The sequence below is a fragment of the Bacillus sp. CR71 genome (assembly GCF_003429245.1).
Taxonomy (GTDB): Bacteria; Bacillota; Bacilli; order Bacillales; family Bacillaceae_G; genus Bacillus_A; species Bacillus_A thuringiensis_S.
On the sequence record NZ_CP031748.1, the window covers coordinates 4,465,463 to 4,480,437 of the forward strand.

Sequence of the window (14,975 nt, forward strand, 5' to 3'; positions counted from 1 at the left end):
AAATAAAAAGTTACCTTCCATCGGTAACTTTTATTCCTTATTTTGTACAGCTGGTAATATAATAATTGCTTCAGTGCCTTTTCCACTTTCACTCTTATATTCCAATGTACCATTATGCGCTTGTAAAATACTAAATGTTACCATAAGCCCTAATCCTGTCCCTTTTTCTTTTAAAGAATAATATGGTTGCCCCAGCCTTGCTAACTGTTCTTTCGTCATACCAACACCACTATCTTTAACTCTTATTATGATTGTTTCGTCTTTTTGAATGGCTGTTACTTTTAAATATCCTTTATTTCCTTGAATTGCTTCAATACCATTTTTAACAACATTCATAATAGCTTGCTTCAACTTTGTCTTATCACCAATCGTATAAAGACTTTCTGAAATTTCAACTTGTAAATATACACCTTGCATCGCTGCAAATGACGACATGAGAGTGGTCATTTCTATTAATTGGGCTGATAAACAAATGTGTTCTTTTTTCTCAATTTGCGGCCTTGCTAAATTCAAGTAATCTGAAATAATTTGTTCCGCCCGATCCAATTCAGCTAATACGAGGCGCATATAATCCTTATTCTTCACATCTTCCGTACTTTCTAACAATTGGATAAATCCACGAACAACAGTAAGTGGATTTCGAACTTCATGTGCCACACTTGCTGCTAACTCACTTACAATATTAAGCTTTTCTGATTTTTGCATCTCTGTACGTAGCAATGCATTTTCGTTTAAATATTCAGTTAAATACACCTGAAATACCATTGTCATGACCATGATAAGCGAGGCAAATATAAATCCGCTATATATTTGCGAAATATACGGTGTAAATCCTGTTTCCAAAAGAACATTAATCATGCCTAATACTAAAGAAACAAGCACATAAAATGATGAAATCATAAATGCTAAAATTAATTTCTTATCCCTTGAAAAAAGAGACCATTTCTTTGATAAAAACAGCGGAACTATCAATAAAAATATTACTTCTAAAACTGGAAGAAAGCTCATTCCCTTTAGTAACCATTCATATGCAACAAAAATAACCGCTGGGATTAAACCAACAATCCCACCATATAAAAAACCACTGACAATTGGAATGGGGTGAAAGTTATACCCACACACATTGCCAAAACAAATAGAGTATGTCATGGAGAGAACGAGCGTAACGCTAGATAAAAACATAATAAAGTAACGATTTGGCTTCGGAGGCATTTCTTGATAGCGATTTAAACGAATCGCTTCATATAAAAATAGTGGCAAAATTATGATGGCAATTTGAATCAATAAATCACGGATAAGCTCCATAACCTCTCATCCCCTATATGTATTTTGATATGATTATATCATTTTATAGGTGTATTTGTTTTAAAATTTTGATTTTTCTTAACATATTTGTTAATTCTTTGTTAACAACTCATCATAATTGTTACAGATTTTCGAAATGATTGTAAACCCTGTACCAAATTTCCTTCGTGCAGTATACAATGAATACGGATTACAAAGAAAATATAAAAATACTTTTTTAGACGGACAACTATAGCAAAATACAGCATATAATCCATACTATCTATGTTTACAAATAAGTGATCATTACTTTAGTAGGAGGAAGATAAATATGGCGGGTACTACGCTTGTTTTAAAAGAAGAAAATTTGGTTGTTCTAGAAAATGTTGAAAAATCAGTATATGAAGAATTACAGCATAAAGCAGGAGATGAAAATTGCACATGTGCTGTAAACGAATCAGTTGTTCACCTTGGCAAGGTATCCTCTGTACTCTGGAATGAAGATGAGATAGATTGGGAATACGGATATTAAAAAGTCGCTTATAGCGGCTTTTTTCTCTTTTCTCTCTCTTTCTAAATTACATATACAAAGCGCGATCATAGAAAATATGATAAAATGAACTTAATTTTCAAACGGAAGAAAGGGAGATACAATGGAACAATTCATTAACCCTAGAGTGAAGGACATCCAAATTTCTGGAATCCGTCAATTCTCTAACATGATTCAAAACTATGATAATTTGATTTCTTTAACAATCGGACAACCCGATTTCCCTACACCTTCTCTCGTAAAAGAAGCTGCAAAACGGGCTATTACAGAAAACTATACAAGCTATACACATAACGCTGGTTTACTAGAATTACGCAAGGCAGCTTGTAACTTCGTAAAAGATAACTACGATTTACATTACTCACCTGAAAACGAAACCATCGTTACAATCGGTGCTAGCGAAGCAATTGATGTTACATTTCGAACGATTTTAGAGCCAGGAACAGAAGTAATTTTACCTGCTCCTATTTATCCAGGTTACGAACCTATTATTCGATTATGCGGTGCAACACCTATTTTTGTAGATGTTCGTAAAACTGGATTCCGTTTAACAGCTGAAGCGCTTAAAAATGCTATTACAGAAAAAACAAGATGTATCGTACTACCGTATCCTTCTAACCCGACCGGTGTAACTTTATCAACAGAAGAACTAAAAGATATTGTAGATGTTTTAAAAGACAAAAATATTTTCGTCCTTTCAGATGAAATTTATAGCGAGCTGGTATATGAACAAAAGCACACATCTATCGCTCATTTCCCAGAAATGCGTGAAAAGACAATTGTCATTAACGGTTTATCTAAATCACATTCTATGACTGGCTGGCGTGTTGGACTTTTATTTGCACCAAGCTATTTAGCTGGACACATATTAAAAGTTCATCAATACAATGTAACGTGTGCTACTTCAATCGCTCAATACGCTGCAATTGAAGCATTAACAGCAGCTAAAGACGCACCCAAAATGATGCGCCACCAATATAAAAAACGCCGTGATTACGTATATAATAGACTCACTCAAATGGGATTAACAGTTGAAAAGCCAATAGGTGCATTTTACTTATTCCCATATGTTGGTCATTTGACATCTTCATCATTTGATTTTGCACTTGATCTTGTCAAAGAAGCTGGACTAGCTGTAGTTCCTGGAACAGCATTCTCTGAATACGGTGAAGGCTACCTTCGCTTGTCCTATGCGTATAGTATTGAAACTTTAAAAGAAGGCTGCGACCGATTAGAAGCCTTTCTAAAGAAAAAAGCTAAGAGTTAAACTCTTAGCTTTTTTATGCATAATGATCACAAGTTTGACGTTTTAGTAATTTATGAGGAATAATGATACACTTTGCAGTGGATTCTGCATTCTCTACTTTATCAACTAAAGCTTTTGCTCCCTCATATCCCAGCTGATAAATATTCACATCAACTGTCGAAAGTGGAGGGCTCGCAATTTCTGATAATAAAGCATTATTAAAGCTTACAATAGAAACATCCTTCGGTACAACGAATCCTTTTTTAGAAAGAGCACTTAACACACCAAGTCCAATTAAGTCATCCGTTGCCATAATTGCCGTCGGCGGTTGCTGCAGTCCCATTAATTCCTCAACCGCTTGTTGACCACTTTCCCTCGAAAAATCAAAATGTAAAATATATTCTTTTGGTAATACAATGTCTGCTAATTTCAAGGCATCACTCATACCAGCTAAACGATCTCTCGTTACAAGTAAATCTGAACCACCACCAATGAACGCGATTTGCTTATGCCCTAATGAAATTAAATATTCTGCCACTTCTCTTGCAGCTGTATAATTGTCATTATCTACATATGTAATTTCATCTTTTCGATCATATGGTTTTCCTATTAAAACAAACGGGAAATTTTGTTCATGTAAATATTGAATAATCCGATCATTCTCTCTTGAATATAAAAGAATAATGCCACCAATTTGGCGTCCCTGTACCATCTTTACAACACCATTAAAAATTTCTTCTTCCGTTTCACCTGTCGACATGTAAAGCGCATAACCTTCTACGTGTGCAAATGAACTAATCCCTCTTATAACTTCTGGGAAAAATGGATTTTGAAAAGCTTTACTTGCAGAACTTGGCATAACAAGACCAAGTGTTTTCGTCGTTTGGTTCGCAAGATTTCTCGCATTTAAATTAGGATGATACCCTAATTCACTCATTACTTTCCTAACACGGCGCTTTGTCTTTTCACTTATACTTGGATTATCAGCAATTACACGAGAAACTGTTGATGGTGCAACATTCGCTTGCTTCGCCACATCTTTAATTGTAACTGTCATAAAAATCCCCCTCCTCTCATTTCTCTGCCATTTTTCATATATTTTATCTCGCACTCATTGCAAGTCATAAACTTTTATTTCTTATATCTTGCAAAACTAATCCTATTCTCCCTCTTCATGTATTGTAAGGGATATAGCTATTTTTTCCTATACTATAATATACTATTTATTTGACATCTTTTCACATGTGATGTCAAATCTCTTTTCATCTCCCTATAAAGTTATTTATAGGGAGATGAAAAGAAAAATGGGACGTAATGTCCCATTTTTCATCCTTTCGTACCTCCAGCTGTTAAACCGGAAACAAAATATTTTTGTAGTGATAGGAATAAAATTGAAATCGGGATCGCAATTAACACAGAACCCGCTGCAAACGTTGTAAATTCATTACCGAATTTCTTCGCAACCATTTCATATAATCCAACTGCCAAAGTATAATTTTCTGGTGTTCGCAAAATAATACTCGCTAAAATGAAATCTGTAAATGGACCAATGAAAGTAAATAACGCTACAACCGCTACGATTGGCTTTGCAAGTGGCATAATGATTTGCCAGAAAATACGGAAATGCCCTGCTCCATCCATTCGTGCTGATTCATCCAACTCTTTCGGAATCGTATCAAAATACCCTTTCATAATCCATGTATTCATCGGAATTGCTCCGCCCACATAAATTAAAATTAATGCAAGATGTGTATCAAGTAATCCTGTTAACTGAGCTAATATATATAGTGCGATTAACGCTGCAAAATTCGGGATCATTTGCAAAATTAAAAATGTTAATAAACCATTCTTTCTTCCAACAAAACGATATCTCGAAAATGCATAAGCAGTAAAACTAATGGCTAGTACAGAGAAAATCATCGTCATTACGCTAACTTTCAAAGTATTTTTATACCAAAGTAAGTAATTACTTGAATCGAGATCAAGTAGCTTGCGATAATGATCTAATGTGGCATTTTTCGGAATAATACTTGACCCAGATAAACTATCCCCTGGATTAAACGATGAGCCAATTATCCATAGTAATGGATAGAAAATAATCGCACACATTATGAAGATAACTAAATAACTTAATGAAAGACGTAGCATCTTTTGTCGTTTAATATTCATTTACATCATATCCTCTTCTTGGAATGATTTTGTTCTCTTAAATTGCCATAACGCAACTGTAATAACAATTAACGATAAAATCATTGTAAGAGCTGCTGCTTTTCCGTACTGAGCCGAAGTCATCGTTAACTTATAGATCCATGAAATTAAAATATCCGTTCCACCTGCATTTTGTCCAGACACAGCAGGTCCTCCGTTATTAAATAGATAAATAATACTAAAATTATTAAAGTTAAACGTATATTGCGTAATTAATATTGGCGCTGTTGCATATAACACAAGTGGCAATGTAATTTTGCGGAACTGTTGCCAAGCAGTTGCTCCATCTACTGTAGCCGCTTCATATAATTCTCCTGGAATCGATTGCAATATACCTGTTGTCATTGCAAAGACGAACGGGAAACCAAGCCATGTTTGAATCATAATTAAAGCAATCTTTGACCAAAACGGGTCTGTCATCCAAGCAATCTTTTCAATCCCGAATAAAGCTAATACTTGGTTATTAATTGCTCCAAATGTTTCATTAAACATACCAGCAAATACAAGAATAGATACGAATGCTGGAACAGCCCACGGTAAAATAAAGATTGTTCGAATAATTGCCTTACCTTTAATACCAGGCTGATTTACGATAATCGCTAAAAAAATACCAAGTGCAACTTGTAATGTTGTTGCAACGAATGTCCAAATGACAGTCCAAGAAAATACACTTAAAAATGTATCTCTCCACATCGGTAATGTGAAAATATCAATAAAGTTTTTAAAACCCACCCAATCTACTAATTTAGCTGGAGGAGAATGATATAAATCATAGTTTGTAAATCCAATTAAAATTACGAAGATGATTGGAAATACGACAACAAAGATAAGTAGTAGAAAACCTGGTGAAACCATTAAATAAGGAAAGCCTTGATCTAACAAATTACGGTATTGCTCTTTTACAGAATTTAACGGTGTTCCTATATCACGTTTCTTTCCATTTTGATATGCATCATATAAGTTAAATGCATATATGCCGAGCCCAAACGCGATAACGATAAGTGCCAAGATCCCTTCTACTAATAGAAAGACAGAATGGTCACGTGGAACTTCTGTACCGAGCGTTACAATGCCCCATAATCCCATATTTAATAAATCAGCAAAGGCTACAATAAATGAACCTGTTAATACTAGAAAAATAAGACCTTTTACAAATTGTTTATTATATATTTGGCCCATGCCCGGAATGATTGATAACACGGTTGCCATTTTCCTATGCTTTGAATGGTTTAACCCCTTTGCAGGTTCCATAGATGTTTGCATGTTCCTTCCCCCTTTTTTCTTCCCACATGGAAGGGAGAGAATTCGTGCCCCTCATATTAGAGGCACGAATTTCACCTTATTTTTTCTTACTATGATTTGCCTCAATATTACCTTTAATTTGTTTCACTGCACTATCAAGTGCGGATTTTGGTGCTTCTTTATCTGATACAACTAATTGAAGCGCATCCCCAGCTGGTTTCCAAACTTCCTGCATTTCTGGAATATTCGGCATTGGAATTCCATTTTCCGATTGCGTCGCAACCGCTTTTGCAGCCTCATTTTCTTTAATGATTGGATCTTCCATTACTGATTTTACTGGTGGAATTTCTTTCGTTTTCTCAAAGCGAATTTTAGCATTTTCTTCATTTGTAACCCACTCAGTAAATTTTGTAGCTAAATCATTTTGTTTAGAGAAGCTTGTTACATGCCATCCTTTTACACCAACGAACGTTTTCATCGGTTGACCATTTGGTAATTTCGGCATTGGAGCAACACCATAATCTATTCCAGCCTTTTCCATCGCTTGGAATGCCCATGGACCATTCATAATAGATGCTGCTTTTCCTTCATTAAACAATCCATCTGCAGCTGAACCACCAGATTCACCGATAATACCTTTCGGGAATAACTTTTCTTTGTACCATTTTTGAATATATTCAGCACCTTGTACCGCACCGCTATTATTTAATCCAATATCATTTGCATTTGGCTTTCCATCTTTTTCACCAAATACATAACCACCCATACCTGCCATAAATGCATTAGCAAAGTAGAAGTTATCTCCTAATGCTAAAAATCCGTATTTTCCATCTTTCGTAAAGTCTTTTGAGAAGTTAAACAGTTCATCCATCGTTTCGGGTGCTTTTTGCATCATTTTTTTATTATAAATAAAGATTGGTGTTTCAATCGCTTTTGGTAAACCGTATATTTTTCCGTTATATGTTTGTGCTTCTATTGATAAATCTGTAAATTTACTTTTTACTGTATCATCTACTTTCACTTCTGAAAGTAGCCCTTCTGTTACCGCATTACCAATATGATCATGTGGCAATGTTACAACATCTGGCCCTGTGCCAGCTGGACCGTCGAGACGAAGTTTTTCTATTTGTTTCGTCATCTGAACCTCTTCAACTTTTACTTTCACATTATATTTCTTTTCAAAACTTTTCACCGCTGGCTCTAGACCCACACCTTTTTTCTCATCTTCCCAAACAAGAAGGTCATAGTCTTTTTTCGCTTTACTTTCCTCTTTTTTCCCTGAATCTTTCGGTCCACATGCAGATAACATACCAATAGATAATGCTGAAACCGTTAATAATGATAATGCTTTCTTCATCCCAAAAACCTCCCTAAATTGTCTATGTACCTCAGTAACTGAAAACGTTTGCATTTAATAGTTTAATTGAAGCGCAAACAATATCCCAAGGTCTATGAAAACGTTTGCGCTATTTGTCTATCATTATACATTCTTTTATTCATTTTGCAAATATTAATTTAAAAATTATGTCATTATACTCTTTATACATTGACTTTATATGAAATGAATACTACTCTTATAAGCAATATTAAAGCTACGAGAAAGGCAATCGTTTGCAATATAGGCTTTATTATTACACTTAAGGGAATACTATGTATAGAGATATTGAAGGGGGATTTTCTATATGTTTAAAGAAGCCATTTATCATAGGCCGAAAGATAATTATGCATACGCTTATGATGAACAAACAATTCACATCCGAGTACGTACTAAGAGAGATGATATTCAAAGCGCCGATCTTATTTACGGTGATCCTTACGAATGGAAAGACGGGAAATGGATATCATCAAGTACACCCATGAAAAAAACGGGTTCTACTGCATTATTTGATTATTGGTCCATTTCAATCGAACCCAAATTTAAGCGCTTACGTTATGGGTTTGAATTAAAATCTGAAACAGACACTCTTATTTATACAGAGCGAGGATTCTTTTCTAACATTCCAAATGATGATGTTGGTAACTTTTTCTGTTTTCCATTTATTCATGCAGATGATGTATTCAAAGCACCATCTTGGATTAAAGACACCATTTGGTATCAGATTTTCCCTGAGCGATTCGCTAATGGCGATAGTACGCTGAATCCAGAAAACACCCTTCCTTGGGGAAGTGCGAATCCAACTCCAACTAATTTTTTCGGCGGAGATTTTTCTGGTGTTATTCAAAACCTTGATTACCTTGTTAAGCTTGGCATTTCCGGAATATATTTCACACCTATTTTCAAAGCTCATTCAAACCATAAATATGACACAATTGACTATATGGAAATTGATCCACAATTTGGGACGAAAGAAACTTTCAAAGAGCTCGTTGAAGAATGTCATAAGCACGGTATAAAAGTAATGCTCGATGCTGTGTTTAATCATAGTGGATACTTTTTCGAGAAATTTCAAGACGTACTAGAGAACGGTGAGAAGTCCGCATATAAAGAGTGGTTCCACATTCATGAATTCCCAATTATAACCGAGCCACTTCCAAATTATGATACTTTCGCCTTTACACCGTATATGCCTAAATTAAATACAGCTCATCCAGATGTAAAAGAATACTTACTTGAAGTAGGACGTTATTGGGTACGAGAATTTAATATAGATGGCTGGCGCCTTGATGTCGCAAATGAAGTCGATCACAATTTTTGGAGAGAATTCCGAACTGAAATAAAGACATTAAATCCTGAAGTATATATTTTGGGAGAAATTTGGCACGATGCCCTTCCATGGCTACAAGGCGATCAATTTGATGCTGTCATGAGCTACCCTGTTACAAACGCTCTACTTTCTTACTTTGCTAACGATTCCATTAAAGCAAGTGAGTTCATGAAGCAAATTACAGAATCTCTACATTCCTACTCTATGAATGTAAATGAAGCAGCCTTTCATTTATTAGATAGCCATGATACTCCAAGAATTTTAACAACATGCAACGGAGATAAAAATAAGTTGAAATTGCTCTATGTATTCCATCTTTCTTTCATCGGTTCTCCATGCATTTATTACGGAGATGAAATCGGCATGGATGGTGGTATGGACCCCGATTGCCGTAAATGTATGATTTGGGATACTAAAGAACAAGATCATGCATTATTTACACATATACAAACATTGATTTCATTACGAAAACAACATGAAGCTTTTGGAGGACATGGTACTTTTCAATTCATCGAAGCAAATGATGAACATAATTATATTTCTTATACGAAAACATATGAGGATGAAACTATCTTTTTCGTTTTAAACCCTACTAATAGTGAAGTTACAGTTTCACTCCCTCTTCATGTTACTGGTAAGAAAATAATTAACATTTATACAAATGAAGAATTTTCAGCGGAAGCAAGTGTATTACAAGTTACACTTCCTCCATATGGATTCTCCATATTAAAATGGTAATCCAAAAAATCCTTATGCCAAGGTGGCATAAGGATTTTTCTTATTTCAATTTGAATACTATCGCTTCATACGGACGTAATGTAATGTTATCTATCGATCCGATTTCTACATCGTAATTGTGTATAAATAATTCTGATTCACTATAACTAATATCCTCAGGCATTTCAAATACACTTTCATCCGCAGTAAAGTTTGCAATAACAAGTAGTTTTTGGTCTCCATATGTTCTTACATAAGCAAAAACAGAAGGATTATTCTCTAATATTAAATCATATGATCCATATACAACTATTTCATTATTTTTGCGTAGCTCAATTAATTTCTTATAGTAATAAAAAATTGAACCTTCATCTTGGATTGCTTGTTTCACATTAATCTCTTTATAGTTAGGATTTACAGTAATCCAAGGTTCACCTGTTGTAAATCCAGCGTGATTCTGATCATCCCACTGCATCGGAGTTCTAGCATTATCACGACCCTTTATATAAATAGACTCCATTACTTTTTCTATATCTTCACCATGGTCTATCACTTTTTCTTTATACATATTTAACGTTTCAATATCTCGATATTCATCAATTGATTGGAATCGAACGTTCGTCATTCCGATTTCTTCACCTTGATAAATATATGGCGTTCCCTTCATCATATGAAGAACTGTCGCTAACATTTTTGCTGATTCAATGCGATACATTCCATCGTTACCAAAACGAGATACAACGCGAGGCTGATCATGGTTATTCCAATAAAGGCTATTCCATCCGGTATGCTCTAATGCTTTTTGCCACTTTGTCAAATTCTCTTTTAAAGTAAGAAGTGAGCATGGTTTTACATCCCACTTTCCACCTTCTCCTGAATCTAAATCCATATGTTCAAATTGGAATACCATTTGCAACTCTTTTCGTTCTTCTCCAGTATACAATTTGGCTTCTTCTGTCGTTACACCTGGCATCTCACCAACCGTCATAATATCATAATGCGATAATACTTCCTCATTCATTTCATGCAAATATTTATGAATGTTTGGACCGTTCATAAAATGTTTATGACCTGAAACATAGCCATCTTCATCTGTTTCAACAGTTGGTAATCCTTCTTCTTTAGAAATAAAATTGATCACATCCATGCGGAATCCATCAATTCCTTTTTCTAACCAAAACTTCATCATCTCATAAACATCTTGTCTTACCTTTTCATTATCCCAGTTTAAATCCGGCTGTTTTTTAGAAAACAGATGTAAATAATATTCATCCGTCATTTCATCGTACTTCCATGCAGACCCACTAAAAGCAGCTCCCCAGTTGTTCGGTTCTTTCCCTTCTTTTCCAGGACGCCATATATAGTAATCTCTATATTTATTATCTTTTGATTTACGTGATTCAATAAACCACTTATGTTCATCAGATGTATGATTAACAACTAAATCCATCATCAATTTCATATTACGTTCATGCATTTCATGTAATAGCTCATCCCAATCTTCCATTGTTCCGAACTCGTTCATAATCTTACAATAATCACTTATATCATAACCATTATCATCATTTGGAGATTCATAGACTGGTGATAACCAAATCACATCAATCCCTAACTCTTTTAAATAATCTAGCTTTGAAATAATCCCTTGAAGATCTCCTATACCATCACCGTTACTATCCATAAAGCTACGAGGATAAATTTGATATACTACGCTTTCTTTCCACCATTGTTTTTCCATTATGCTACCCCATTTCATTCATAATTCATTTTTCTCTTTTTTAAGGCGCAAACGTTTTCATTAATGAATGATAACAGATTCTATCTCAATTTAAAATAGCGCTTACAATTTTTATTGTTCTTTTTCTAAGAAAACATACGAAAATTACTAATAACTCTTCAATAAATGAAAACGTTTTATTTTTTTATTTATTTTTTGAATCTATTCGTTTATAATGAACTCAAAGAAAACGTTTGCATAATTATTTCTAGGGGGAAATACCATGGCAGAACTTAAATTAGAAAATATTTATAAGATATATGATAATAACGTAACAGCTGTAACCGATTTTAATTTACACATTCAAGATAAAGAATTTATCGTATTTGTCGGTCCTTCTGGATGCGGAAAATCTACAACATTACGAATGGTAGCTGGACTCGAAGATATTTCAAAAGGCGAGTTTTCAATTGATGGTAAACTAATGAATGATGTTCCTCCAAAAGATCGAGATATCGCAATGGTCTTCCAAAACTACGCTCTTTATCCACATATGAGTGTATATGATAATATGGCATTTGGATTAAAACTTCGAAAAATACCAAAAGATGAAATCGATCGTCGTGTGAAAGATGCAGCAAAAATTTTAGGGCTTGAACAATATTTAGATAGAAAACCGAAAGCATTATCAGGTGGACAACGCCAACGTGTTGCGTTAGGTAGAGCAATCGTTCGAGATGCAAAAGTTTTCTTAATGGATGAACCATTATCAAACTTAGATGCTAAACTCCGTGTTGCAATGCGCTCAGAAATTTCTAAGCTACATCATCGCCTTGGAACAACAACAATTTATGTAACACATGACCAAACAGAAGCAATGACTATGGCTTCACGTCTTGTCGTTATGAAGGATGGAAAGATTCAACAAATTGGAACTCCAAAAGAAGTATATGAAACACCAGAAAACATTTTCGTGGGTGGATTTATCGGGTCACCAGCGATGAACTTCTTTCGTGGTAAATTGACTGAAACCGATTTCGTTATAGACAATACCATAAAAATCAAAGTATCTGAAGGAAAAATGAAGATGCTACGTGAACAAGGCTATGTAAATAAGGAAATTGTTTTAGGTATTCGCCCGGAGGACATTCATGATGAACTACTATTTTTAGAAGCTTCACAATCTACTACTTTCACAACAAAAATTGAAGTTGCTGAATTGTTAGGTGCTGAATCTATTTTATATATGAAACTTGGAAATCAAGATTTTGCAGCACGTGTTGATGCACGACATATATTCTCACCTGGAGATCAAATTAAATTGGCATTTGATTTAAATAAAGCGCATTTCTTTGACAGCCAAACAGAACAACGTATTCGCTAAAGAAATTTCCTTCTATATAACATACAAAAAAACCGTCCACATATATTGAGGGCGGTTTTCATTATTATACTAGGGCTTCTACTGTATGAAATGATTGTCCTTTCGTGCTAATAATACCGAAAATCGGTAAATCACTAAGCACCACTTCTTCTTGCTGTTTCATAAAAGATGACGTTAATTGTTTTATCTCTATCCAAACGTCATTAATACAAAGTACATTGGAATCGTTCTCTTGTTGGCGAGAAAAAATAGAATCTATTTTATATAAACCACCATTTTGAAAAAGCATATCAATGCGACTGAATGCATTCAAAGTAATGCTAATAACGCGTTGCCAATCTCCTTGCTTTCCCATATCATAGGATACAAAAAGTGCCTCTCCGCCTAGATTCATAATTTCCTCCACTGTTGCTTGTCCACTCTCTTGATCAATGTCCGTCACAATAACTTTTGCGCCTTGTTTAGCCAACAAAAGAGCTGTATTACGTCCAATACCGATGCCACCGCCAGTTACGATAGCAACTTTTCCTGCAAGCTTCATTTTCATTACCCCTTCTATAAGTCTTACCGTCATTCAGTATACTCCTTTATAAGATTAATCTGCAAGCAAGAAAAATTGCTCATTCGTTTGTAAGCGATTACTTTTTTACTCCTTCTTTTTTCCTACTATTACGCTGATCGAAAACTAAACCGATGAAAATTAAAATCCCCCAAAAGATTACACTACCTCCAGTCATTTCAATTTCCCCCTTATTATATAAAGATATTATTTTAATCATTATAACATTTTCTTAATTTTCAATCTATTAAAACCCAAAATGATATTATTACATAAATTGTAGTATAACAAAAAAAGACCTTCTTATTTTATGGATAAAAAGGTCTTTTTTCATTATACAAGACTTATTACTTTCGTCTTTGTAATTAAGTCCTGAAAACCGCAATTGTCTTTGCGGAACAACATCATATATACGTTACATATTAATGGAATTCCTAATAGCAATACGTTCGGCAATAACAATACAAAAAATCTTATAATTAATGTTTGCAACGTTAGCTTTTCACTCTTCAATGAAATTAATTTTATTCTCGTTACCTTTTTGCCAAGTGTAACACCGTTCCAAATAAAGGGTAACACAATAAAATATATCGCCATTAATATGAAAACTACTGCGAAATCATATCTAAAATCACCTAAACTTATATTAAAGCGCTTAAACATAGCACTATAGTTTCCGGTCATAATAGCTACTACTGCACCATACATAACCGAGATTAAAAACATGTCAATTAGGGAAGCACCTATGCGATTCATTACAAGCGCTGGACGATGCATCTTTAACTTCATTTTATGTCGACTCCTTCATATCCTTCTTTACCCGTCTCATCGTACCACTTCTAAAAAACATTGTAAACTAGCGTTTCTCTTACTTTTCTTGTACAATTTGTTACAATAGCATTATAAAGGAGGTTCCCATATTGAAAAAATGGATAATCCTATTCGTCGCCTTCCTATTAACTGGTTGTACAGGAAACACAAGTCACTTAACTTATACGGTTAACGATGAATACGAGCTCATACGTACTTCTGGAAATGCATTTGAACTTTTCCCCTCGCAAGATGCTGTATATGCCACACAATACATCCCTGCAAAAATTACAGACATTGCTTGGGATGATAAATACATTATTGCAAAACAAACTGAGGAAAAATCAGATCCAAATAACCCTGACGCAGCAATTGCAAATAAAAAAAGTGAACATTATTGGATTATTGACGTAAAGCACAATAAACGTTTCGGTCCCTATAATGAAAAGCAATTTAATAAACAAAAAGATGCGTTTAAAATTAAGGTACCTTTTCAAAATGTAGATTCATACATAAAAGAAATAAAAAAACAGTCAGCATAATCTTTTGAGTG

General features: G+C 34.4%; 14 protein-coding genes. 5 read left to right on the forward strand and 9 right to left on the reverse strand.

The window, feature by feature from the left end:
* Positions 1-30: 30 nt before the first annotated feature.
* The gene (kinB, locus tag DOS87_RS22260) at positions 31-1,305 is read right to left on the reverse strand and encodes a sporulation sensor histidine kinase KinB (RefSeq protein ID WP_000420369.1); all 1,275 of its coding nucleotides are present in this window, start codon (positions 1,303-1,305) and stop codon (positions 31-33) included.
* Positions 1,306-1,615: 310 nt separating this feature from the next.
* Here kinB and DOS87_RS22265 point away from each other — a divergent pair, with 310 nt between their 5' ends.
* Both DOS87_RS22265 and DOS87_RS22270 read left to right on the forward strand, forming a co-directional pair.
* Positions 1,616-1,816, forward strand: a complete 201-nt coding sequence (locus DOS87_RS22265) for a hypothetical protein (protein WP_000929277.1) — start codon at positions 1,616-1,618, stop codon at positions 1,814-1,816.
* 121 nt (positions 1,817-1,937) lie between these two features.
* Positions 1,938-3,101, forward strand: coding sequence for an aminotransferase A (locus tag DOS87_RS22270; RefSeq protein ID WP_000434585.1), 1,164 nt, complete (start codon positions 1,938-1,940; stop codon positions 3,099-3,101).
* A gap of 13 nt (positions 3,102-3,114) precedes the next feature.
* Here the strand turns inward: DOS87_RS22270 and malR are convergent, their stop codons facing one another.
* The 4 genes from malR to DOS87_RS22290 all read right to left on the reverse strand — a co-directional run bounded on the left by malR (position 3,115) and on the right by DOS87_RS22290 (position 7,887).
* Positions 3,115-4,137, reverse strand: a complete 1,023-nt coding sequence (gene malR, locus DOS87_RS22275; protein WP_000219054.1) for a maltose operon transcriptional repressor MalR — start codon at positions 4,135-4,137, stop codon at positions 3,115-3,117.
* 269 nt (positions 4,138-4,406) lie between these two features.
* Positions 4,407-5,249 (reverse strand): sugar ABC transporter permease, encoded by an 843-nt coding sequence (gene malD, locus DOS87_RS22280; RefSeq protein ID WP_208730126.1) that lies wholly within the window; start codon positions 5,247-5,249, stop codon positions 4,407-4,409.
* A complete protein-coding gene (gene malC / locus DOS87_RS22285; RefSeq protein WP_001194983.1) occupies positions 5,250-6,551 on the reverse strand; it encodes a maltosaccharide ABC transporter permease MalC in 1,302 nt (433 codons plus the stop codon).
* A gap of 76 nt (positions 6,552-6,627) precedes the next feature.
* Entirely contained in the window at positions 6,628-7,887 is a 1,260-nt protein-coding gene (locus DOS87_RS22290; protein WP_000709931.1) for an extracellular solute-binding protein, read from the reverse strand.
* Between the two features lie 325 nt (positions 7,888-8,212).
* Between DOS87_RS22290 and DOS87_RS22295 the strand changes: the two genes are divergently transcribed.
* Positions 8,213-9,973 (forward strand): alpha-glycosidase, encoded by a 1,761-nt coding sequence (locus tag DOS87_RS22295; protein ID WP_000471785.1) that lies wholly within the window; start codon positions 8,213-8,215, stop codon positions 9,971-9,973.
* A 40-nt stretch (positions 9,974-10,013) separates the two neighbouring features.
* On the opposite strand, the gene malL is transcribed toward DOS87_RS22295, so the two are convergent.
* Positions 10,014-11,690: an oligo-1,6-glucosidase gene (gene malL / locus DOS87_RS22300; protein ID WP_000415169.1), complete on the reverse strand. Its 1,677-nt coding sequence runs from the start codon at positions 11,688-11,690 to the stop codon at positions 10,014-10,016.
* A gap of 262 nt (positions 11,691-11,952) precedes the next feature.
* On the opposite strand from malL, the gene DOS87_RS22305 reads away from it, so the two are divergent.
* On the forward strand, positions 11,953-13,053 hold the full coding sequence (locus DOS87_RS22305) for an ABC transporter ATP-binding protein (RefSeq protein ID WP_000818934.1): 1,101 nt from the start codon (positions 11,953-11,955) through the stop codon (positions 13,051-13,053).
* A 64-nt stretch (positions 13,054-13,117) separates the two neighbouring features.
* Here DOS87_RS22305 and DOS87_RS22310 read toward each other — a convergent pair whose 3' ends face one another.
* The 3 genes from DOS87_RS22310 to DOS87_RS22320 all read right to left on the reverse strand — a co-directional run bounded on the left by DOS87_RS22310 (position 13,118) and on the right by DOS87_RS22320 (position 14,401).
* Positions 13,118-13,627, reverse strand: coding sequence for an SDR family NAD(P)-dependent oxidoreductase (locus tag DOS87_RS22310; protein ID WP_000218411.1), 510 nt, complete (start codon positions 13,625-13,627; stop codon positions 13,118-13,120).
* 64 nt (positions 13,628-13,691) lie between these two features.
* Positions 13,692-13,790: a hypothetical protein gene (locus tag DOS87_RS22315; protein ID WP_000145659.1), complete on the reverse strand. Its 99-nt coding sequence runs from the start codon at positions 13,788-13,790 to the stop codon at positions 13,692-13,694.
* Between the two features lie 155 nt (positions 13,791-13,945).
* Entirely contained in the window at positions 13,946-14,401 is a 456-nt protein-coding gene (locus tag DOS87_RS22320; protein ID WP_000769078.1) for an RDD family protein, read from the reverse strand.
* 131 nt (positions 14,402-14,532) lie between these two features.
* Between DOS87_RS22320 and DOS87_RS22325 the strand changes: the two genes are divergently transcribed.
* Positions 14,533-14,964 (forward strand): DUF3997 domain-containing protein, encoded by a 432-nt coding sequence (locus DOS87_RS22325; protein ID WP_000758794.1) that lies wholly within the window; start codon positions 14,533-14,535, stop codon positions 14,962-14,964.
* Positions 14,965-14,975: the final 11 nt, after the last annotated feature.

Bases quoted from the DNA above. Each gene is read 5' to 3' on its own strand.
- malR (WP_000219054.1), bottom strand. From the start codon at position 4,137: ATGACAGTTACAATTAAAGATGTGGCGAAGCAAGCGAATGTTGCACCA.
- DOS87_RS22270 (WP_000434585.1), top strand. From the start codon at position 1,938: ATGGAACAATTCATTAACCCTAGAGTGAAGGACATCCAAATTTCTGGA.
- DOS87_RS22305 (WP_000818934.1), top strand. From the start codon at position 11,953: ATGGCAGAACTTAAATTAGAAAATATTTATAAGATATATGATAATAAC.
- kinB (WP_000420369.1), bottom strand. From the start codon at position 1,305: ATGGAGCTTATCCGTGATTTATTGATTCAAATTGCCATCATAATTTTG.
- malL (WP_000415169.1), bottom strand. From the start codon at position 11,690: ATGGAAAAACAATGGTGGAAAGAAAGCGTAGTATATCAAATTTATCCT.
- DOS87_RS22315 (WP_000145659.1), bottom strand. From the start codon at position 13,790: ATGACTGGAGGTAGTGTAATCTTTTGGGGGATTTTAATTTTCATCGGT.
- DOS87_RS22310 (WP_000218411.1), bottom strand. From the start codon at position 13,627: ATGACGGTAAGACTTATAGAAGGGGTAATGAAAATGAAGCTTGCAGGA.
- malD (WP_208730126.1), bottom strand. From the start codon at position 5,249: ATGAATATTAAACGACAAAAGATGCTACGTCTTTCATTAAGTTATTTA.
- malC (WP_001194983.1), bottom strand. From the start codon at position 6,551: ATGCAAACATCTATGGAACCTGCAAAGGGGTTAAACCATTCAAAGCAT.
- DOS87_RS22290 (WP_000709931.1), bottom strand. From the start codon at position 7,887: ATGAAGAAAGCATTATCATTATTAACGGTTTCAGCATTATCTATTGGT.
- DOS87_RS22265 (WP_000929277.1), top strand. From the start codon at position 1,616: ATGGCGGGTACTACGCTTGTTTTAAAAGAAGAAAATTTGGTTGTTCTA.
- DOS87_RS22295 (WP_000471785.1), top strand. From the start codon at position 8,213: ATGTTTAAAGAAGCCATTTATCATAGGCCGAAAGATAATTATGCATAC.
- DOS87_RS22320 (WP_000769078.1), bottom strand. From the start codon at position 14,401: ATGAAGTTAAAGATGCATCGTCCAGCGCTTGTAATGAATCGCATAGGT.